The sequence below is a fragment of the Shinella sp. WSC3-e genome, assembly GCF_945994535.1.
Lineage (GTDB): Bacteria > Pseudomonadota > Alphaproteobacteria > Rhizobiales > Rhizobiaceae > Shinella > Shinella yambaruensis.
The window spans coordinates 246114-263427 of sequence record NZ_OZ000533.1; the positions used below are offsets into that span (position 1 = coordinate 246114).

The 17314-nt window shown below is 64.2% G+C and carries 15 protein-coding genes and 3 pseudogenes; 7 read left to right on the top strand and 11 right to left on the bottom strand.

Annotated elements, in window-relative coordinates; all coding sequences use genetic code 11:
* The 3 genes from AABF56_RS29875 to AABF56_RS29885 form a co-directional block, all read right to left on the bottom strand.
* Positions 1-1035 (bottom strand): thiamine pyrophosphate-dependent dehydrogenase E1 component subunit alpha, encoded by a 1035-nt coding sequence (locus AABF56_RS29875; RefSeq protein WP_272808469.1) that lies wholly within the window; start codon positions 1033-1035, stop codon positions 1-3.
* Between the two features lie 2 nt (positions 1036-1037).
* Positions 1038-2363, bottom strand: coding sequence for an NAD(P)H-dependent oxidoreductase (locus AABF56_RS29880; RefSeq protein WP_272808468.1), 1326 nt, complete (start codon positions 2361-2363; stop codon positions 1038-1040).
* Between the two features lie 310 nt (positions 2364-2673).
* On the bottom strand, positions 2674-3636 hold the full coding sequence (locus AABF56_RS29885; protein WP_272808467.1) for a sugar-binding transcriptional regulator: 963 nt from the start codon (positions 3634-3636) through the stop codon (positions 2674-2676).
* Between the two features lie 279 nt (positions 3637-3915).
* On the opposite strand from AABF56_RS29885, the gene AABF56_RS29890 reads away from it, so the two are divergent.
* From AABF56_RS29890 to AABF56_RS29900, 3 genes and pseudogenes are all read left to right on the top strand, one after another.
* The gene (locus AABF56_RS29890; RefSeq protein WP_272808466.1) at positions 3916-4563 is read left to right on the top strand and encodes a hypothetical protein; all 648 of its coding nucleotides are present in this window, start codon (positions 3916-3918) and stop codon (positions 4561-4563) included.
* A complete protein-coding gene (locus tag AABF56_RS29895; protein ID WP_272808465.1) occupies positions 4556-5143 on the top strand; it encodes a hypothetical protein in 588 nt (195 codons plus the stop codon). The genes AABF56_RS29890 and AABF56_RS29895 overlap by 8 nt, the downstream gene beginning before the upstream one ends.
* Positions 5144-5145: 2 nt before the next feature.
* Positions 5146-5259: pseudogene (locus AABF56_RS29900) on the top strand (iron chelate uptake ABC transporter family permease subunit); the annotation flags it as partial.
* Positions 5260-5339: 80 nt separating this feature from the next.
* Here the strand turns inward: AABF56_RS29900 and AABF56_RS29905 are convergent.
* Together AABF56_RS29905 and AABF56_RS37825 are read right to left on the bottom strand one after the other, a co-directional pair.
* Positions 5340-5468, bottom strand: a pseudogene (locus AABF56_RS29905) (4Fe-4S dicluster domain-containing protein); the annotation flags it as partial.
* 50 nt (positions 5469-5518) lie between these two features.
* Positions 5519-6203, bottom strand: a pseudogene (locus tag AABF56_RS37825) (DUF1403 family protein); the annotation flags it as partial.
* Between AABF56_RS37825 and AABF56_RS29925 the strand changes: the two are divergent.
* Positions 6177-6566 carry a hypothetical protein gene (locus tag AABF56_RS29925; RefSeq protein ID WP_336314406.1) on the top strand — a complete coding sequence of 130 codons (390 nt, stop codon included), beginning with the start codon at positions 6177-6179 and terminating at the stop codon, positions 6564-6566. The pseudogene AABF56_RS37825 and the gene AABF56_RS29925 overlap by 27 nt on opposite strands.
* A gap of 380 nt (positions 6567-6946) precedes the next feature.
* Here the strand turns inward: AABF56_RS29925 and repC are convergent, their stop codons facing one another.
* The 6 genes from repC to AABF56_RS29955 all read right to left on the bottom strand — a co-directional run bounded on the left by repC (position 6947) and on the right by AABF56_RS29955 (position 13917).
* Positions 6947-8161 (bottom strand): plasmid replication protein RepC, encoded by a 1215-nt coding sequence (gene repC / locus AABF56_RS29930; RefSeq protein ID WP_272808463.1) that lies wholly within the window; start codon positions 8159-8161, stop codon positions 6947-6949.
* Between the two features lie 149 nt (positions 8162-8310).
* Entirely contained in the window at positions 8311-9327 is a 1017-nt protein-coding gene (gene repB, locus AABF56_RS29935) for a plasmid partitioning protein RepB (protein ID WP_272808462.1), read from the bottom strand.
* 3 nt (positions 9328-9330) lie between these two features.
* Positions 9331-10530, bottom strand: coding sequence for a plasmid partitioning protein RepA (repA, locus tag AABF56_RS29940; protein ID WP_272808461.1), 1200 nt, complete (start codon positions 10528-10530; stop codon positions 9331-9333).
* A 336-nt stretch (positions 10531-10866) separates the two neighbouring features.
* On the bottom strand, positions 10867-11988 hold the full coding sequence (locus tag AABF56_RS29945; protein ID WP_272808761.1) for a PLP-dependent cysteine synthase family protein: 1122 nt from the start codon (positions 11986-11988) through the stop codon (positions 10867-10869).
* A 139-nt stretch (positions 11989-12127) separates the two neighbouring features.
* Positions 12128-13396: a M20 family metallo-hydrolase gene (locus tag AABF56_RS29950; protein WP_272808760.1), complete on the bottom strand. Its 1269-nt coding sequence runs from the start codon at positions 13394-13396 to the stop codon at positions 12128-12130.
* Entirely contained in the window at positions 13393-13917 is a 525-nt protein-coding gene (locus AABF56_RS29955; protein ID WP_443021265.1) for an L-2-amino-thiazoline-4-carboxylic acid hydrolase, read from the bottom strand. Before AABF56_RS29955 ends, AABF56_RS29950 begins: the two co-directional genes overlap by 4 nt.
* A 471-nt stretch (positions 13918-14388) precedes the next feature.
* Between AABF56_RS29955 and AABF56_RS29960 the strand changes: the two genes are divergently transcribed.
* From AABF56_RS29960 to AABF56_RS29970, 3 genes are all read left to right on the top strand, one after another.
* Positions 14389-15255 (top strand): LysR family transcriptional regulator, encoded by an 867-nt coding sequence (locus AABF56_RS29960; protein ID WP_272808758.1) that lies wholly within the window; start codon positions 14389-14391, stop codon positions 15253-15255.
* Positions 15256-15368: 113 nt separating this feature from the next.
* Positions 15369-16772, top strand: a complete 1404-nt coding sequence (locus tag AABF56_RS29965; protein ID WP_272808757.1) for an aminotransferase-like domain-containing protein — start codon at positions 15369-15371, stop codon at positions 16770-16772.
* A gap of 153 nt (positions 16773-16925) precedes the next feature.
* Positions 16926-17312 carry a DUF983 domain-containing protein gene (locus AABF56_RS29970; RefSeq protein WP_272808756.1) on the top strand — a complete coding sequence of 129 codons (387 nt, stop codon included), beginning with the start codon at positions 16926-16928 and terminating at the stop codon, positions 17310-17312.
* Positions 17313-17314: the final 2 nt, after the last annotated feature.

Genomic DNA, 17314 nt, shown 5'->3' on the forward strand with positions numbered 1-17314 from the left:
TCACGCCCCTTCGGTGTAAACATTGTCGGCGAGGCCGGAGATTTCCGGCATCGGGCTTTCCTTGGCGAATTCGATGCCGGCGGCGATTTCCTGCCGGACCGATACGCGCACCGCCTCGATCTCCTCGGGCGAGGCGACGCCGAACTCCTGGAGCTGCGCCTCGTAGCGGGCGATCGGATCGCGGTTGGTCATCCAGTCCTCGATCTCGTCCTTGGTGCGGTAGCGGTTGCGGTCGCTCTTGGAATGGCCGCGATAGCGATAGGTCTTGGTCTCGATCAGCGTCGGCCCCTCGCCCCGGCGGGCGCGCTGGACGGCGTTGTGCGTCGCTTCCGCGACGTCGGAGAGCACGTTGCCGTCGACGATCACGCCCGGCATCCCGTAGGCCGGCGCGCGGTCGGCGATGTTGGCGACCGCCGTGGAGCGGGCGGTCGAGGTCGACATGCCGTAGCCGTTGTTCTCGCAAACGAAGATGACCGGCAGCGACCAGACCGCCGCCATATTCAGCGATTCGTGGAAGGCGCCCTCGTTGTTGGCGCCGTCGCCGAAGAAGCAGACGACGACCTTGCCGGTCTTCAGCCGCTTGGCGGTCAGCGCCGCCCCGACGGCGATCGGCAGGCCGCCGCCGACGATGCCGTTGGCGCCGAGATTGCCGGTCGTCACGTCGGCGATGTGCATGGAGCCGCCGCGGCCGGCGCAATAGCCCGTGGTCTTGCCGAAGAACTCGGCGAACATGCGCGCCACGTCGGCGCCCTTGGCGATGCAATGGCCATGGCCGCGATGGGTAGAGGTGATCTGGTCCTCCACGGTGAGCGGCATGCAGATGCCCATGGCGCTCGCCTCCTGCCCGATGGACAGGTGCATGGTGCCGTGGATGAGGCCACGCATGTAGCTTTCCTCGGCGCCTTCTTCGAACTGGCGGATGAGATGCATCTTGCGCAGCGTATCCATCAGCTGCTCACGGCCGTATTCACGATAGATGAAGGGCAGATTGCTGCTGTCGGGTTCAGCCTTCAGTGCACGGGCGTGGTCCGCCATGATCAAGCCTCCTTGCCGTAGACGAGCGCATCCTGCCGGGCGCGGAGCGCCGCGATGCGCGAGCCCGGCGCCACGGAGGCGTTCTGGTAGGTGATGAGGTCGCCCTTGCGGATCGGCGCGGTGACGACTCCGCCCTGCAGCAGGCCGCAGGGAATGGCGTTCGCGCCGCGGGCTTCCGGCGCGGTCATGATCCAGGCGCGGTAGCAATATTCGCCGATGGCATCGAGGCTTTCGCCGGGGGCCATGTCCTTCTTGGCGACCGCGCAAACCTCCGCAACGGGCTTTGAGAGTGGCACCATGTCCGGCTTGCCGTAGAGCACCACGCGGGCGCAGGTGAGCGGCACCTCGAGCGAGGTGAGATGGTAGGGCCGGTGGAAGGTGAAGTACGGGCCCTTGCCCATCTTCAGGTCCTCCATGCGCTCGGAAATGCGCGGATGCGACATGTCGGCAACGACGAACACGCCTGGCGCGACGCCCTTGCCGATGGAGTAGTCGACGACACCGACCTTCGAAAGGACGCCCCCGTCCTTCTGCGGAACAAGGGTTGAGGAGAGCTGGTCGAGCGTGGCCGCCGGGCCGTGCATGCCGGGCTTGTCGGGCACGAGGCCGGTCGCATTGGCGATCGCCGCCATCTCGACCATGGTCTTCGAACCATCGACGAATTCGACCAGCATGCGGACATTCATGTTCCGGCGGTCCGCCTCCTCGGCATACCCGTCCGGCGTCGCGTCGACATTCAGCGGATTGTTCTTGCCCTTGCCGGCGGCGACGATGGTATGGCCCATCGCCGTCACGAATTCGATCAGCTCCATGCAGGAGGACGGTTCGTCGCCCGCGCCGAGCGAATAGGTCACGCCGAGGCGCTCGGCCTCGCTCTTGAGATAAGCGCCGATGGTGACGTCCGCCTCCACGTTCATCATCACCAGATGCTTGCCGTGCTCCATCGCCGACAGGCCGATCTCCGCACCGACGGCCGGCACGCCCGTCGCGTCGATCACCACGTCGATCAGGCCGCTGTTGAGGATCGCGCCGGAATCCGAGGTGATCGCGACCTTGCCCTGCTCCATGGCCGCGTTGAGCTCGTCGGCGCCGGAAGCGTCGCGGTGATGGCCCTGCGAACGGTAGGCGATATCCACCGCGCCGCGGGCGCGGGCGACATTGAGGTCGCAGATCGCACCGATCTCGATGCCCGGCATGTGGGCGACGCGCGTGACGATGTCGGTGCCCATCTCGCCGCTGCCGATGAGGCCGATCCGGATTGGCTTGCCGGTATCCGCGCGCGCCAGCAGATCGCGCGCAAGACCCGTGGGTGCGACATTAATGGACATTCCATTCCTCCCGATTGACTTTGCTCTCATGTACTGCACATTTGTGATGCTGTCAATATTAATGTTCTGAATATAGCGGCAGACGAAGAGCTGCTCCGCATTGCCAGCTCCCGGAAATTTCTCTATTTATTCAACGTGAATCCACATAGGTGGCGCTTCCGGCAACGATGTAACTCCGGGACGGTCCTCTCAAATTCGTTTGCACAAGGCTGATTTTATATTTCTTTTTGTTCAAGCTGCGATACAAAAAATCGGCGCGTCCGGGAAGGCCGCGCCGGCTTGGGGATTTACAGGGTCGGATCGGAACGGCCTATCCCGCCAGCAGGGCGCTGGCCGTCTGCTCGTCCGTGATGAGGGTGGTCGGCGCGACGGTGCGCAGCGCGGCGCGAATGGCGACGCGCTTTTCCCTGCCGCCGGAGACGAGGATGCGCTCCGGCGTCCGCCGCAGGCGCGGCAGCGCGACGGAGATCACCCGCTGGTTCACCTCGTGATCGAGCACGTTCCCCTCGGCATCGATGAAATTATAAAGGACGTCGCCGACGGCGCCGGCCTCGACCAGAGACCGGCGGTCGGCCTCCGTAAGGTAGCCGGTGCGATAGCTGGTGGTGAGATTCGCGATCCCGCCGACGGAGAGCAGCGCCACGTCGAGCTTGTCCGCCATCTCGAAGATCGCCGCAAGGCCGCACCGTTCCAGCAGGGCATGCTTGGTCTCCGGGCTGTCGACAACGGCGGGCGCGGGCACGAGATAGCCCTCACCGCGGAAGAGCTCGGCGAACTGCCAGGCGAATTCCGCCGGGTTGAAGCGCCGCGCGGCGGAGATGCCGCCGAGCAGCGAGATCACGCGGAATTCCTCGAGCGCGCCGCCGGTAATGAAAGGAAGCGTGTTGTAGAGGGTCGTTCCCCAGCCCACCCCGACGCTCATGCCGGGCGCCATCAAGCCGGCGATATGCGCGCCCGCCGCAGCGGCGATCACCTGTGCAGGATCGCCGTCCTCCTCCGCGAAGGGCGCGATGACCACCCGGCGGATGTCGAAAGCCGCCTCGAGGGCCCGCTCGAGCGCGACGAGCTCGGAAAGCGGGGATGTGATCGAAATCCGCACCTCGTTTCGCCGCCGCGCCTCCGCGAGCATGCGCACGACCATGACGCGGTTGATGCCGAGACGGTTGGCGATCTCGTTCTGGGTGTGGCCCTCCACATGATAAAGCCAGGCGACGCGCGCGCGCAGCCGGTCGGCCTCGCTCTGCACAACCGGTCCGCCGACGATCTGGTTCATGTCACCTCCATGACGGCGGGGATCCAATAATTCAACCTACAAGGCCCGCAGACACCATGCCAAGCCGCTAGCCATTCGCGGGTTTTTCCGCACCCAACGATGCACATTATGCATTTCAATACCACGATTGTTCTGATTAGTTCAACGCAGAACGCCGTTGTAAATGCCTTGACACCACAGCGCTCTCAAACATATGATCTTATTTGTATAATTTTGTTCATTCTCAATGCGGCAAACGCCTTTCAACCGGCTTGAACGGCGGCGAAAAGGTAAACCTCCATGGATCAGACGCGATCGCCCTTTTCCGACATCCCGCCGCTTCGCGCCGCGTTTCGCAGCGTGAAGAACGCGCTGCGCGACAAGCATGGCCGGCTGGAAGCGGAAGTGGCGACCACGCTGCCCGGCCCGCTATCCCGTCCGGCACTCCACATGCTGCGTCACATCACGACTGTGGCGAGCGGCATCGACGGGCTTCTGTCGGGCGTCGCCGACCGCGTGTTCGGCGACGATCCGCACCGCGGCGGAACATATGCGCCGCACAGGCAGGCACCCTCGCAGGCCGAGGCGGAAGCGGCCTCTCCGCTCTCCCTCACCGCGCTACGTCTTGGCGTCGCGGAGCCTTCCAGGCTGCTCGCATTGGCCACTCCGGCCTTCGCCGCGCAAGGCGAAGCGATCGATGCGGATCGGGCATCGGCGATCCTTCTTGGCCTTCTCGATCGTGTCGGCGAACCCAAGGAGCGGCTTGCACTTTTCTCGGCCCTTTTGGCGAAGCTTGCGGCCTGCAGGCAGGTCGCCCTGCCGGAGACGCTTGCGGAGAGTGCGGCCGACCTCTGCACCGCGCTTGAGAGCGAGCTCCTTGCCGCGCTTACGGCCGGGGACCCGGACCGGACGGCGCTTCTGCTCGAGAAGTATGCCGCCCATGTTTGACCTTGTCGAACTCGTCGCGACGTTGCCGCCGTCGAACCAGCCGTTGCGGCAGGCCGTGCGCCAGCTGCACTGGTTCCGCGCCGCCTTTGAGGCGACTGCGCGCCACTGCGGCGAGGCGATGGGCTGCACATTCGCCGTCGACGAGCACAAGCTCGCCGGTATCTTCGTTCGCTGGCTGAAGTCGATCGAACTGCAGAAACCCAGCACGCGTTCGGAGCGCGAGGAATTCTTCAATTTCGTGCCGTCGCTCGTGCTGCGCGAACTCATCGGCGACATGCCGCTAAAGGCGCTTTGCCCGCCCGACAACGTCGCCAGCAATCCACCAGCGGAATTCTGGCCGGAAGGCTATGCCTGTACGATGTTCTGTCTTGCCGTACATGCCAAGGCGCTGGACGAGGAATTTCATACCCGTCGCGAAATCGACCGCATGGTCGACGACCTGCGCAGTTGGTACTCGTTCAAGGAAAACGCCGCTGAAGACACGACGTTCGCCGCAGGCTTCTTCCAGAAGCTACTGGGGCATGAGCCAAACTGGACCATGCCGGCCACGTTCCGCGCCCGCAACCGTGCGCCGCAATAGCGCCGCGGGTGGCTCTGGCTTTGCTCCTGGAAGGCGCGCTGGGAATGAGTGGAGCGATCTTCCAGTCGCTGACCCGCAATCCGCCGGGCTCACCCGATATCACCGGTCTTGCGGCAGCTCCCATTAGATCTCATCTTGTTCGACCCTTAGCGGGCGACCGGGAAGAGTTCTATTCCGACCCCAGATAGACCGAATCCTGCAGGTGGATCGGCTGGTCTTCCTCGTGGTTGGTGTTCGACAGGAACACCGAGGAGAGACGGCCGAAGGTGAGTACGTCGTCCGGTTTGGGATAGTCAATCTTGCTGTGCTTGGCCGCCGGCTCGACGCCCAGCGTGAGAGAGTGCTGACGGGCGCCGACGCCGCGACGGCATTCTCGCCGAGCAGTTTTTCGATGACCGCATCTGCGCCCTTGGTCCGGACTTTTGGTGCGGCAGCGAGTAACGTCTCGGCACGGCGCGCAATCTCGCCGGCGGTGCGCAGGGCCGCGCTTGTTCCCTCGACCAGGGCGAGGCAGACGGCATGGGCAAAGGCCGGCTCGCCCGGGCGCACGCGGCCCTGCCTCCAAGCGTCTTAAGGGCCGGCCCATACCGCTCGCCCATCAGCAGCGGCACGGCAAAATCCCATTTCAGTAGGGCGGCGATCAGCATATCGGCCAGCGCCCAGGCGAGTAGTTCGGCATCCGGGCGTGCAGCATAGATGGTGCTCACCAGATTCGCCGCGGCGATCGGCGCTGGGCGGCCGGATTGCAGCGCATCGTCCGCGAGGTCGACGCCCGCAGTCAGCCGATCATCCCAGCCCAGCCCCAACAGATCAGCAAGCTCAGCCACCGCCTTCGAGGAAAAGGCGGGTTTTCGGGCGCAAACCCTTTTGTAGGCGAAAAACATCTTTCCGGCCGGGCCGGGATCGTCACCGGCGGCGGTGAGCAAAAGCGCAACGCGGCCTCGTCCTCGCTGCGCCCCATCAGCCGGACCGCGACGGCGGCATATTTGAGGGCCTGGCGAGCGCGCCAGCAGCCCGCCCAGGCGGGGGTAGAGTGGACAAGATCGTCCAGCGATTTCACGGCGATGCCGTCGGCGAAGGCGACAAGCGCGTTCGGTTCGCGGCCGCGTGGCAGCCGGGCAAGGCAGCGGAGAGAACCAGGGCGGAAACGGGCGAGGTGACGGGCGAATCCATAACCGGCATCCTAGACCAAATGTGCGGGTTATATCAGTGTTTGGCGCATAACCGCACAGATTGTCTTTCCTATATAATGATGAATAAGCTTGCCTTATCGCTCATTGTGGTCATTATTGAGAAAAGAGCCGAATCGATGCCGAAAACAGCGAGTTCCCTCCCGAAACGCGCCTGCGCTGCCATACGGCCCGCCAGCCGCAGCCGTCGCTGCAACACACTTGCACTTGCTATCCCGCCCTCCTCACCTTGAGGACTCCAGCCGGAAGGTACAGTCTCACCGGCAGAATGCCTCGTGATGTTGTTATAACGTCCTGACTGCCTCCACCGGCGTCGTCTCACTTAGGAGTGCGCTTCGGAGTTCAAGAAGTGGCGACACGGCCGTACGAACTTTGACTTCCGCCTGCGGAGGCGAGCGTAAAAGGATCCGGCTGGGTCACATCCGATGGCCGGGTCTGCACGCGGTAGGCCTCGTGACGGTATCAAGACCGAAACTATTCTCCGCCACGGCTAACCTTTCCTCCCGCCACCAGATCATCACAATGGAAGCTGCCCGTATCCTGGTGCAGACGGGCGCCCAGCAAGCAAGAGCACTCGGCTGAACAGGGGGTCTGCAGCCGAAAAAGCTAACGATCAGCCCGTGCGTTTCTCCGCTGCGCCATTCGCCCGCAATGCCGCCATCAGCATCGGGCCAAGCCCGAATTCGCCGCGCGCGGCTTTTCGTGTCAGGTCGCGCAGGTAACCGCCGGCGGAGTTGATGTGCCCTGCCCGCTCGAGGATACAGGCCATTGCCACCGCCGCGTTCTCCGGTCCCATGATCTCGCATGCCTCCTGGTAGGCCGAAGGGCTGACGCCCAGCATCGAACGGACCGTCACGGCCGCCGACAGCAGGTCGCGCCAATGCGTGATGCGACCATCCGGGGCATAGTCGCAAATCTGGGGGCAAGCCTTCAGCACCATCGCCAGTGGGAAGGCCTTCGGCTGCACCGCAACCGGTTTCACCTCTTGTCTCGGCATCTCGCCCTGCTCGTTTTTAGAGCTAGGTTCAAATTCATGGATGGAGTCGGGTTTTGAATTCTGTATATGCTGTCCATATTGGACAGCATTGCCGTTCATTTTTTCTGTTTTTACCTGCATTTCCAGACGGTTGATGATCTCCTCGCGCAGCAGCTCCATTTCTTCCAGCACGGCGTCGACCTGGTCGCGCCGCGGCAGGCGCGGAAGCCGGGTGATCAGGGCGAGATAAAGGTCCTCGATCGCCGCCCAATCGCCGTCGGCCCCCTCTTCCATCGCCGCGGAAATCAACTTGCGCACGTCGCGCCGGCACAGCGTCAGGGCCTCCCTGGCGCGCTTGAAACGCAGCTTCTCCTCGGCCACCTGTTGAGCGATCCCCGCCAGTTCGGCCGCACGGGCAAGCAGTGGCGCCAGGTTGAAGCCGAAAGCCTCCTCGATCTCCCCTCCCCTGTTGCGATGGGCATATCGCTTGCCGTTCGGGCTGTCGCGGCGCTGGATCAGCCCGGCATCGACCAGGGCCGCCAGATGGCGCCGCAGCGTCGTTCCGGCAATGCCATGCGCACGGATGGCCAATTGGGCGTTCGAGGGAAAGACCACCAGACCGCGCGCGTCGGAGAGATCCGGCTCGGGATAAAAGCTCAGCAGTGCGTGAAGCACAGCCAGCGCGCGATCCTGAAGCCCGAAGATATCCTTCGCCTCGCAGACATCCCGGAAGACCTTCCACTTGTCGACCGCCTTGTTCGGGTTGCGGCCGGCCGTCTCCAGCTGGCCCTTCACCAGGGCAAGCGTCATCGGCCGCCGCCCGAAGGGCGTCGTCACATTTCCATTTCGCATTTTCCTTCACCTCTCTTCAGGCAAAAGAAATCCGCTCACCAAACGGTGCCAAAGACTCTTGACTAGGATTCGTGGAAATGCGATTCTTGATCTTGCTAGAAATCAGGAGAAGGCTTCCACGGCTTTGGTCGTTTGGGGGCCTTTTTCTTTTACGGTTCAAGCTCCTCGTTTTCCTTCAGGAATTCCTCGTAGAGCCGGTCAAGCCGCTTCTCGACGAAAGCACCGAACTTCGGCACGGCAGCCTTGTTGAAATTCAAGGTGAGCTGCCCTTCGGTCTCCGTGACCTTCACGGCCCTGGAACCGTCCGCGCGCCACTCCCCGCTTCTGGGCTTCGGCTTTGCCGCCCGCAGCTGTTCGAAGAGATGCTCGAAGCGGCCATCGGAAGACAGCGCCTTGAATTCATCGGCATGAATGAGTTTCAATGCCCTGGCTTTCTTCAGGGCATTGTCGAGCAGGTCGGCCACCTCGGCCCATCGCGTGCGGCCAAAGCTCGGCGCCGGGCCGATCGCCTCGATCAGCGCATCGGGAAGCCGGCTCGCCAGGGCGATCATCCGCGACAGGGCGGCCTTGTCCACGCCGAGCGACGACATGATGATGTCGCGTGAAAAACCGCGCCGCTCGAGGCGAAGGGCAAAGAATGTCCGCTCGATATAGGAAAGATCGGTACGGGCGTTGTTTTCCTGCCCCTGGCTGACGACGAGCTGCTCATCCGTGAGTGGCCGGATGACCGCCTTGATCGCTCCACCGATCTTGCGGATGGCGGCAAGCCGCCGATGGCCATAGGCGACTTGGTAGCGACCCTCGGCATCCGGATGGGGGCGGACCAGGATCGGGACCTGCTGGCCGTGTTCACGGATCTGCCCGACAAGGCTGTTGAGACCTTCGGGATCGATCTCGAGCCTGTCCGGCACGAAGGAACTGTCGATGAGGGACGGATCCAGCTCGACGACGGTCTGGCCATGGGCGAGCTGCTTTTCGAGGTCGGCCGCGCGCTGCGCCTTTTCCGAGATGCTGCCCAGGGACTGCGAGAAGGCACCGACCGGACCGGAGCGCCGCAGGGGCCGTTCGAGATTGGCCAGCGGACGGATGTCGGCCAGCGAGCCGGTTTCGGCGCCTGCGCCTGCCGGTGCATCAGTGTCCGCGCCGAAGATGTTCTTTCTGGCCATCGCTTACTTCCGCCCCCAGGTCTGCTTGACGAGCTCTTCGATCTCCGTGTTCACCGCGGTCAGGGATTCGAGGGCGCGATCATAGGTTCCGCGCGTGAACTGCGCCCGGTCGATCTCATAGAGGGTCTGCTTGGTCAGCCCCGCGTCGGAAATCGCTGTCGACTTCAGCATCGCGTTGGAAAGAACGCGGTTGCCGAAAATCGAGCGCATGAAGCCGGCCATCTGGGCCTGCGGCCCGTCATTCGGCTCGAAGCGGGTGACCAGATACCGCATCCAGTCGTAGTTCATCGCCCCGCCGGCATTCTCCACGACCTGCAGCAGGTCACCGGTCATCTGGAGGAACTGGCTCATCGACATGACGTCGAGCATCTGTGGGTGGACGGTGATCAGCACGGCGGTCGCGGCGCAGAGGGCGGACAGGGTAAGGAAACCGAGCTGCGGCGGGCAGTCGATCACCACGACGTCGTAGGCGCTCTCGATATCCGCAAGGCATTCGCCGATGCGCGCGAAGAACATGGAATTGGTATCTGTGCGCGCCATCAGCGCCTTCGGCGTCTCATGCTCGAACTCCATGAGCTCGAGATTGCCGGGAATGATATGGAGGTTGGGCGTGTAGGTCGCCCGGACGATCTCGGTCACGTCGCGGCGGGCGTCGTCATACCGGATGGCGCCATAGAGCGTCTCGTTGTCGCCGACATCCAGTTCCGGCTGGTGGCCGAATAGCGCCGACAGCGAAGCCTGCGGATCGAGGTCGATCGCCAGCGTGCGATAGCCGCGAAGGGCGAGGAACTGTGCGAGATGGGCGGAGGTCGTGGTCTTGCCGCTGCCGCCCTTGAAGTTCATCACGGAGATGACCTGCAGCTTTTCGCCATCACGCCGATGCCGGATATATTTGCGCGGCCCCTTCCCGCCTTCGTCGAGAAGCTTGCGCAAAGCCTCGATATCGTCGACGGAATAGGTGCGGCGCCCGTTGGCGGACGGCTCCGGCCCGTGGCCTTCCGCCACGATCTGGCGCAGATAGCCCTGGTGGATTCCGATGAACTCGGCAGCCTCGGCCGAGGAGAAATGCCGGATGCTCTTCCTGGCGGTCGGCGGAAAGCTCCGCTGCTGATGGGCCTGGAGCTGGCGCATCAGTTCTTCTGCGTCAGAGACGATCAGCGAACGCAGATTTCCGCTCTGGTCGGTCGCGGCTTGTTTCAACATCGTGGCCCCGGATTTAACTTCTGCGCTTTTTCTTCTAAAATCGATGAATAAGCGCTGATGAAGCTAGTCCGATTCCCCGAGTCGGGCAAACCCTTTTTGGATAGGACTGCGGCGGCGCCCACAGGGCTCAAGTTGTACATGTACAACCGCGTCGGCGGCTTTACACTTCCGCCCTGCCCCGCCGGACCTCACATCCGCCATTGCCCAATCACGGCGTCGACTCAACGGCACATACCGAAGTCCCGCAGTTGTACATGTACAACGCCCGCCAACTCAATCGAAGCGGCCGACGAGTCGCGCGGCAGCCGGAATGCGGCGCGACTCGTCTTTACGCAATCAGGGCGCCCTAAACGATCCTGTGTCGAGGAATGTCTCGATCGTCTCGCACCACGGGGCGATGTCGATGCCGTTTTTCGCCAGCCAGTCCGGATTGAAATAGGTGCTGGAATAGCGGTCGCCGCTGTCGCAGATGAGAGTGACGAGGGAGCCTTCGCGCCCTTCCCTCATCAGGCTGTCGGCGATGGAGAGCAGGCCGAAGAAGTTCGTGCCAGTCGAGGCGCCCACCCGGCGGAACAGTCGATCGGAGAGAACATGCGCCGCGGCGATGGAGGCGGCGTCCGGCACCTTGATCATGTGGTCGATGACCGTGGGAATGAAGGATGGCTCGACGCGCGGCCGCCCGACCCCTTCGATGCGCGACGGCGCGGTGCAGGTAACCTGCATGTCGCTCGCCTTCCAGGCGTCGTAGAACACCGAATGCTCGACGTCCGTCACGCATAGCCGCGTCGACAGGTTGCGGTAGCGGATGTAGCGGCCGATCGTCGCCGACGTGCCGCCGGTTCCAGCGCCCATGATCACCCAGCTCGGCACCGGATGGGCTTCCCGTTCCATCTGGCCGAAGATGCTCTCGGCGATGTTGTTGTTGCCCCGCCAATCGGTGGCCCGTTCGGCATTGGTGAACTGGTCGAGATAGTGGCCGCCGGTCTCCGCCGCGATGCGTGCTGCGGTTTCATAGACCTCCGACGGGCTGTCGACGAAGGCGCAGCGGCCGCCGAAACGTTCGATGACGTCGATCTTCGTCCGGCTGGTGCTACGCGGCATGACGGCAATGAACGGAAGTTCGAGCAGATTGGCGAAATAGGCCTCGGACACCGCGGTCGATCCCGACGAGGCCTCGACCAGGGTTGTGCCCTTGCTGATCCTTCCGTTGCAGATGCCGTAGAGGAACAGCGAGCGGGCGAGCCGATGCTTCAGGCTTCCAGTCGGGTGCGTGCTCTCATCCTTGAGATAGATGGCTATGCCCTTCAACCCCTTGAACACCGGATTGACCAGATGCGTATCAGCCGAACGGCGCGCATCGCCCTCCAGGATGCCGATCGCATTGCGCGCCCAGGCCCGGTCGGCACAGTCGAGAGAGGGGACGGCTTCCGTCTGGAACCGGGTCGAATTCGTGTTCATGTGTCAATCCTTCGCAAGGCGTTGCCCACGTCGATCGTTCCTGCACGAAGCTGGATTCGTGCAGGCGGCTCGGACGGGGTAGGGGGGACGTGGTGCTATCAGCACGCTCTTCCAGGTCCGGAAGAACGGCAGACATCCTTCAGGTCCGCGCCCGTCTTGATAGCAAAAGTTCATCGGCGCGCAAAACACTTCGCAGCAGGACATTCGCGCCGTCGGCGCATTGCTGCGGAGAGGAGAATTCGCGCGCATTGTGCGACAGCCCATCGCGCGAGGGTATGAAAACCATCGCCGTCGGCACCTGGCCGGCAAGATGTGCCGCGTCATGACCCGCACCCGACACGATGTCCATAGCCGGGAGGGCTAGGTCCGCCGCGGCTTGCGCGACCACACCGCGCAACGTCGCATCGAAGGCGACCGGAGCCTTGCGCCATACGGCGGAGACCGCCGCCCCGGACACCAGCCGGGCCACCTCGTCGCGGATACCAGCCTCCAACGCCATAAGACCCACTTCGTCCGGGTGCCGCAGGTCCACTTCGAGGCAGACCTCGCCCGGAACGACATTTCGGGAATTCGGGGCGACATGGACATATCCCACCGTGCCGACGCCCGGGGGATGTTTCAGGGCGACGGCCTCGACGGCCTGGATGACCTTCGCAGCCGAAACCAGCGCATCCTGGCGCAAGGTCATCGGAAAGGCCCCCGCATGCGCCTCCGTACCCTTGATGCGGATGTCCAGCCAGCGGAGCCCCTGCACGCCCGTGACGATGCCGATGGCGCGCCCGGCCGCTTCCAGCACAGGCCCCTGCTCGATATGCAGTTCCAGATAAGCCGCCATCGGCAAATGCCCGGGCGGATGCTCGCCCCTGTAGCCGATCGCTTCTAGCGCCTCTCCCAGCGAGATACCATCCTTGTCGGTGCGGGCGGACATGACATCAAGCGCATGGACGCCGCAGAACACTCCGGATCCCATCATGGCTGGGGCGAAACGGGAGCCCTCCTCATTGGTCCAGTTGACCACGGTGAAAGGATGCGCCAGCCGCCGGCCGGATGCGCACAGGATGCGGAGGATTTCAACGCCGGCCAGCACGCCGAGAATGCCGTCGAAGCGACCGCCAGCCGGCTGGGTGTCGAGATGGCTTCCGACGGCAATGGAGGGGAGACAAGGATCCGTACCGGGATAGGTCGCGAACATGTTGCCGATGCGATCGACCTCGACCGTACAGCCAAGCGCCCGGCATTCCGCCTCGAACCAGCGGCGCACGTCGCCATCGGCCACGCTGCCGGCAAGGCGGTTCATGCCGGTCTCGCCGGCAGCGCCGAAGCGCGCGGTCGCGAGGATATCGGACCATAACCGCTCCGCATCGACGAGAAGCGGGGGCAGGGCGGCGGGTGACGGGATGGCGTTCATTCTCCCTGCCCCTGCGCATTCGCATGGAAACGGTATTTGAAGTCGCAGTGGGAGGCTCCCTCCATCACCGTCTGGCTGCGCTCCAGCGTGATGCGCGGATCATAGCCCGTACAGAAGACACCGTCCCGGTTGCACGACAGGAGGTGCCCGATATGGCCGAGACCCATTTCCCGATAGGTCTCGGCGTAGCGACAGCGCTTGACGTTATAGTGGAATTCCGCATCGGTCGCCTTCGTGACCTCGATCACCAGGGCATCATCCTGCGTCCAGAGATCCTGCAGCTCTTGGAAGGTGCGCAGCGTCGTGCCGCCGGGGGTCTTCGCGGCGAAGGCCTGCCCGGCCTTGATCGCGGCCTGCCGGATGGCGGCATCGAGAATGGCCTCCGCCTTTTCCACGCCGATCTGCCGGCACATTTCCTCGTAGATCGGCGCGATGATGCCGGCCTCGATCCTGCGCCTGGCGAGGATGCCGATCTCGCCATCCATGGCGGCCCGGAAATCATTGCTTTCGCTTGTCGTCATCATGGTGATCCTTCTGATTGGGACGTGGATTTGCCGCTATGCCGCCCAAAGACGGCCAGCACGGGGGAGGGGGCGTTGCGCCCCGCCTTTCGAAGCGCATCCCAGGCAAGCGCCGGATTGCGGGCGGCGACCGGCTTGCCCGTCGCCGCGCGGCGGCAGCGGCAGTTAACGGTCCGGGGCAGGGCCTCGGCCATGGCCGCAAGGCTTCGCCGGCGCCAGGTCCCGCACCATCGGGACGCGGCTGGAATAGACCACGACGCCGGGCAGCGGCAGAAAACGCCGTATTTCCCGCTTGACCACCGTATCATTCGCCGGCACGAGGAGACCGACCGCCGCCGGTTTGTCTGTTTCATCCGCCACGTCGGCATCTCCACCGCTGCTTCGTCGGCCGCATTGATGACTGCAAAGGTTAATCGACGGAAGCGATGTTTCGTCATGGATTAAGCGATAATCTTCATATATTCTTTTTCCATGGACACCTCTCTTCTCCAGTGCTTCCTCACGGTGGCGGACACCCAGAGCTTTTCGGCGGCGGCAGAACGGCTGAACATCACGCAGTCGACCGTCAGCCACAAGATCGCCCGACTCGAGAGCCACCTCGGCAAACAGGTGTTCGAGCGCACCACCCGCTCCTGCGTGCTGACCTCCGACGGGCGGGAGCTGATCGCCCACGCCAGGCGCGTGGTGCAATCGATCGAGGAGATGGAGCAAAGCTTCAAGCCCGATCTTCTCAGCGGCACGCTGGTGGTCGGCGTTCCCGACGACCATTACCTCTTCGTTCCGCTCACCGTGGCGCTGAAGAATTTCATGCGTGAAAAGCCGCGGGTTGGCGTGGAGATCCGGGGCGGACTGTCGAGCGACCTACTGCGGGACCTGCGCCAGCGTAACATCGACCTCGCCGTCATCCGCGCCGTACCCGCAATGCAGGACGGCGACGTACTATGCACGGAGAACCTCGTCTGGATCACCGCCCCCAACTGGGTGCCTCCGCCGGATGGCACCGTGCCGCTGGCGCTGGTTCGCGGGCCTTGCGCCTATCGCGGCGCGGCAATTTCCGCCCTGGAGCAAAACGGCATGCGCTGGAAATGCGTGGTGACCTGCACCAGCCTGCAAGGCGTCTTCTCCGTCGTGCGTGCCGGCCTGGCGGTGGCCGTGGTGACCGAGGGCGATATCGGCAGCGGCATCCGCGCAGCTCCCACAGGCGGCCCGCTGCCGCCACTTCCCGCTTCCTCCCTCAGCATCCGCTACGCCGACAGGCAGCCGACCCTCGCCGCCCGCGCGCTTGCCCGCACCATGGCCGACGTCCTCACGCAGAAGGCCGCCGTCCCTGCCGGCTGACATTCGTCAATCCGACTTCTCCAGCATTGCGACGCTTTGTCCGCACCCGCGGGATGACAGGCCGGCATACAGGCAATATACCGTCAATCTGTATTGGCTTGGAACCCGCAGGCATGAAGAACTGGCATCCTGATCTCGGCCGCAGCAGCAGCCCCCTCTACATGGCGATCGCCGACCTGATCGAGATGGACCTGCGCGGCGGGCAGCTCTCGGCCGGCGACAAACTGCCGACGCACCGGGACCTTGCCCGGCGGCTCGCCATCGACGTCACAACCGTCGCCCGCGGCTATCTCGAAGCGCAGAAGCGCGGGCTCGTGCAGTCGCATGTCGGCCGCGGCACCTTCGTGACGGGCAGCACGGGCGCGGCGCGCGGCACCTTCACCGTGGACGCATCGCCCGACAGCCGCCGCGCCGCCATGGTCGATCCCTCCATGAACATGCCGCCGGAACCGGACGACCTGGCCCTGCTTGCCCGCATGCGCGAGGGCCTTTCCGCGCTCGCCGCCGATCTCGTTCCCCTGCTGCGCTACCAGAGTTTCGGCGGCGCGGCCATGGACAAGGAGGCCGCCGCGCTTTGGCTCGGCCGGCGCGGCCTCACGCCGCCGCAGGAACGCATCTTCGTGGCGCCCGGCGCCCATCCCGCGCTGCTGGCGATCTTCGGCATGCTTACCAAGCCGGGCGATACCGTGCTTGCCGAAACCATCACCTATCCGGGCATGCGCTCGATCGCGGCGCAGCTGCGCCTGCGGCTTGTCGGCCTGCCGGTGGACGATCACGGCGTCCTGCCGGATGCCTTCGCGGATGCCTGCGAACGCGAAAAGCCGAAGGCGATCTATCTCAATCCGACGCTGCAGAATCCGTTGACGCTGACCATGCCCGCCGACCGGCGCGCGGCGATCGCCGCCGTGGCGCAGACATACCGCCTGCCGATCGTCGAGGACGATGCCTATGGCTTCATTCCGGCAGATGGCCCCGCGCCGCTTGCCGCCCTCGCGCCACAGCTCACATGGTATATCGGCGGCCTGTCGAAATGCATCGGTGCGGGCCTGCGCCTTGCCTATGTGGCCGCGCCCGACGACAGCCGGGCCCTCTGGTCCTTCGCCGGAGCCATGCGGGCGGGCAATGTCATGGCCTCGCCCCTGACGACGGCGCTCGCCACACGCTGGATCGAGGATGGCACGGCCGACGCCATTCTCGGATTCCTCCGCACGGAGGCGCCGGCCCGCCAGGCACTGGCCGCCAGCCTCCTGCCCGCCGGCTACCGCGGCGATCCCTTGAGCTTCAACATCTGGCTGCCGCTGCCGCAGGGCTGGACACGATCCACCTTCGGCACCCACATGCGGGCCTGCGGCCTCGGCGTGATGGCCAGCGATGCCTTTGCGGTCGACGGCACGCCGCCCGAGGCCGTGCGGGTCAGTCTCGGCGGCCCGGTAACACGGCCGCAGCTTCAGACCGCCCTCGAATTCATGGCGCATGCGCTCGAAGGGCCGCCGGAAATGGCCGGCTCCTTCTTCTGATTTCACACGTCTCCCGATTGAATGAACTCGCCCCGCCGGCGGCAGGCGCCCGCGCGCCTGCGTCAGTATGTCTGATCGACATATTGACAGTATAATTACATCTATATGAACGCATAAAATGATCGGATTGAATGGATAAGGAAAGATGCAGCCATGAATGAGACCTATCCTCAACTGCCGCCCATGCAGACCGGCATCCGGGGCCGTTGCCCACGTTGCGGCCAGGGCCATCTCTTCAAGGGGTTCCTGACCCTGGCGCCCAAATGCGAGGCCTGCGGTCTCGACTACTCCTTCGCCGACCCGGCCGATGGCCCTGCCTTTTTCGTCATCTGCTTTGCCTGCGTGCCGAGCGTGCTGCTCGCCGTCTGGCTGGAGATCGCCTTCAGCGCCTCGCTGCTGACGCAGGTGCTGGTCACCGGGCCCTTCATGCTGTTGACCTGCATTCCCCCGCTGCGGCCGCTCAAGGGATGGCTGGTCGCGAGCCAATATTTCTACAAGGCCGAAGAGGGCAAGGTCGTCCGACGACAGGCAGGCACGTAACA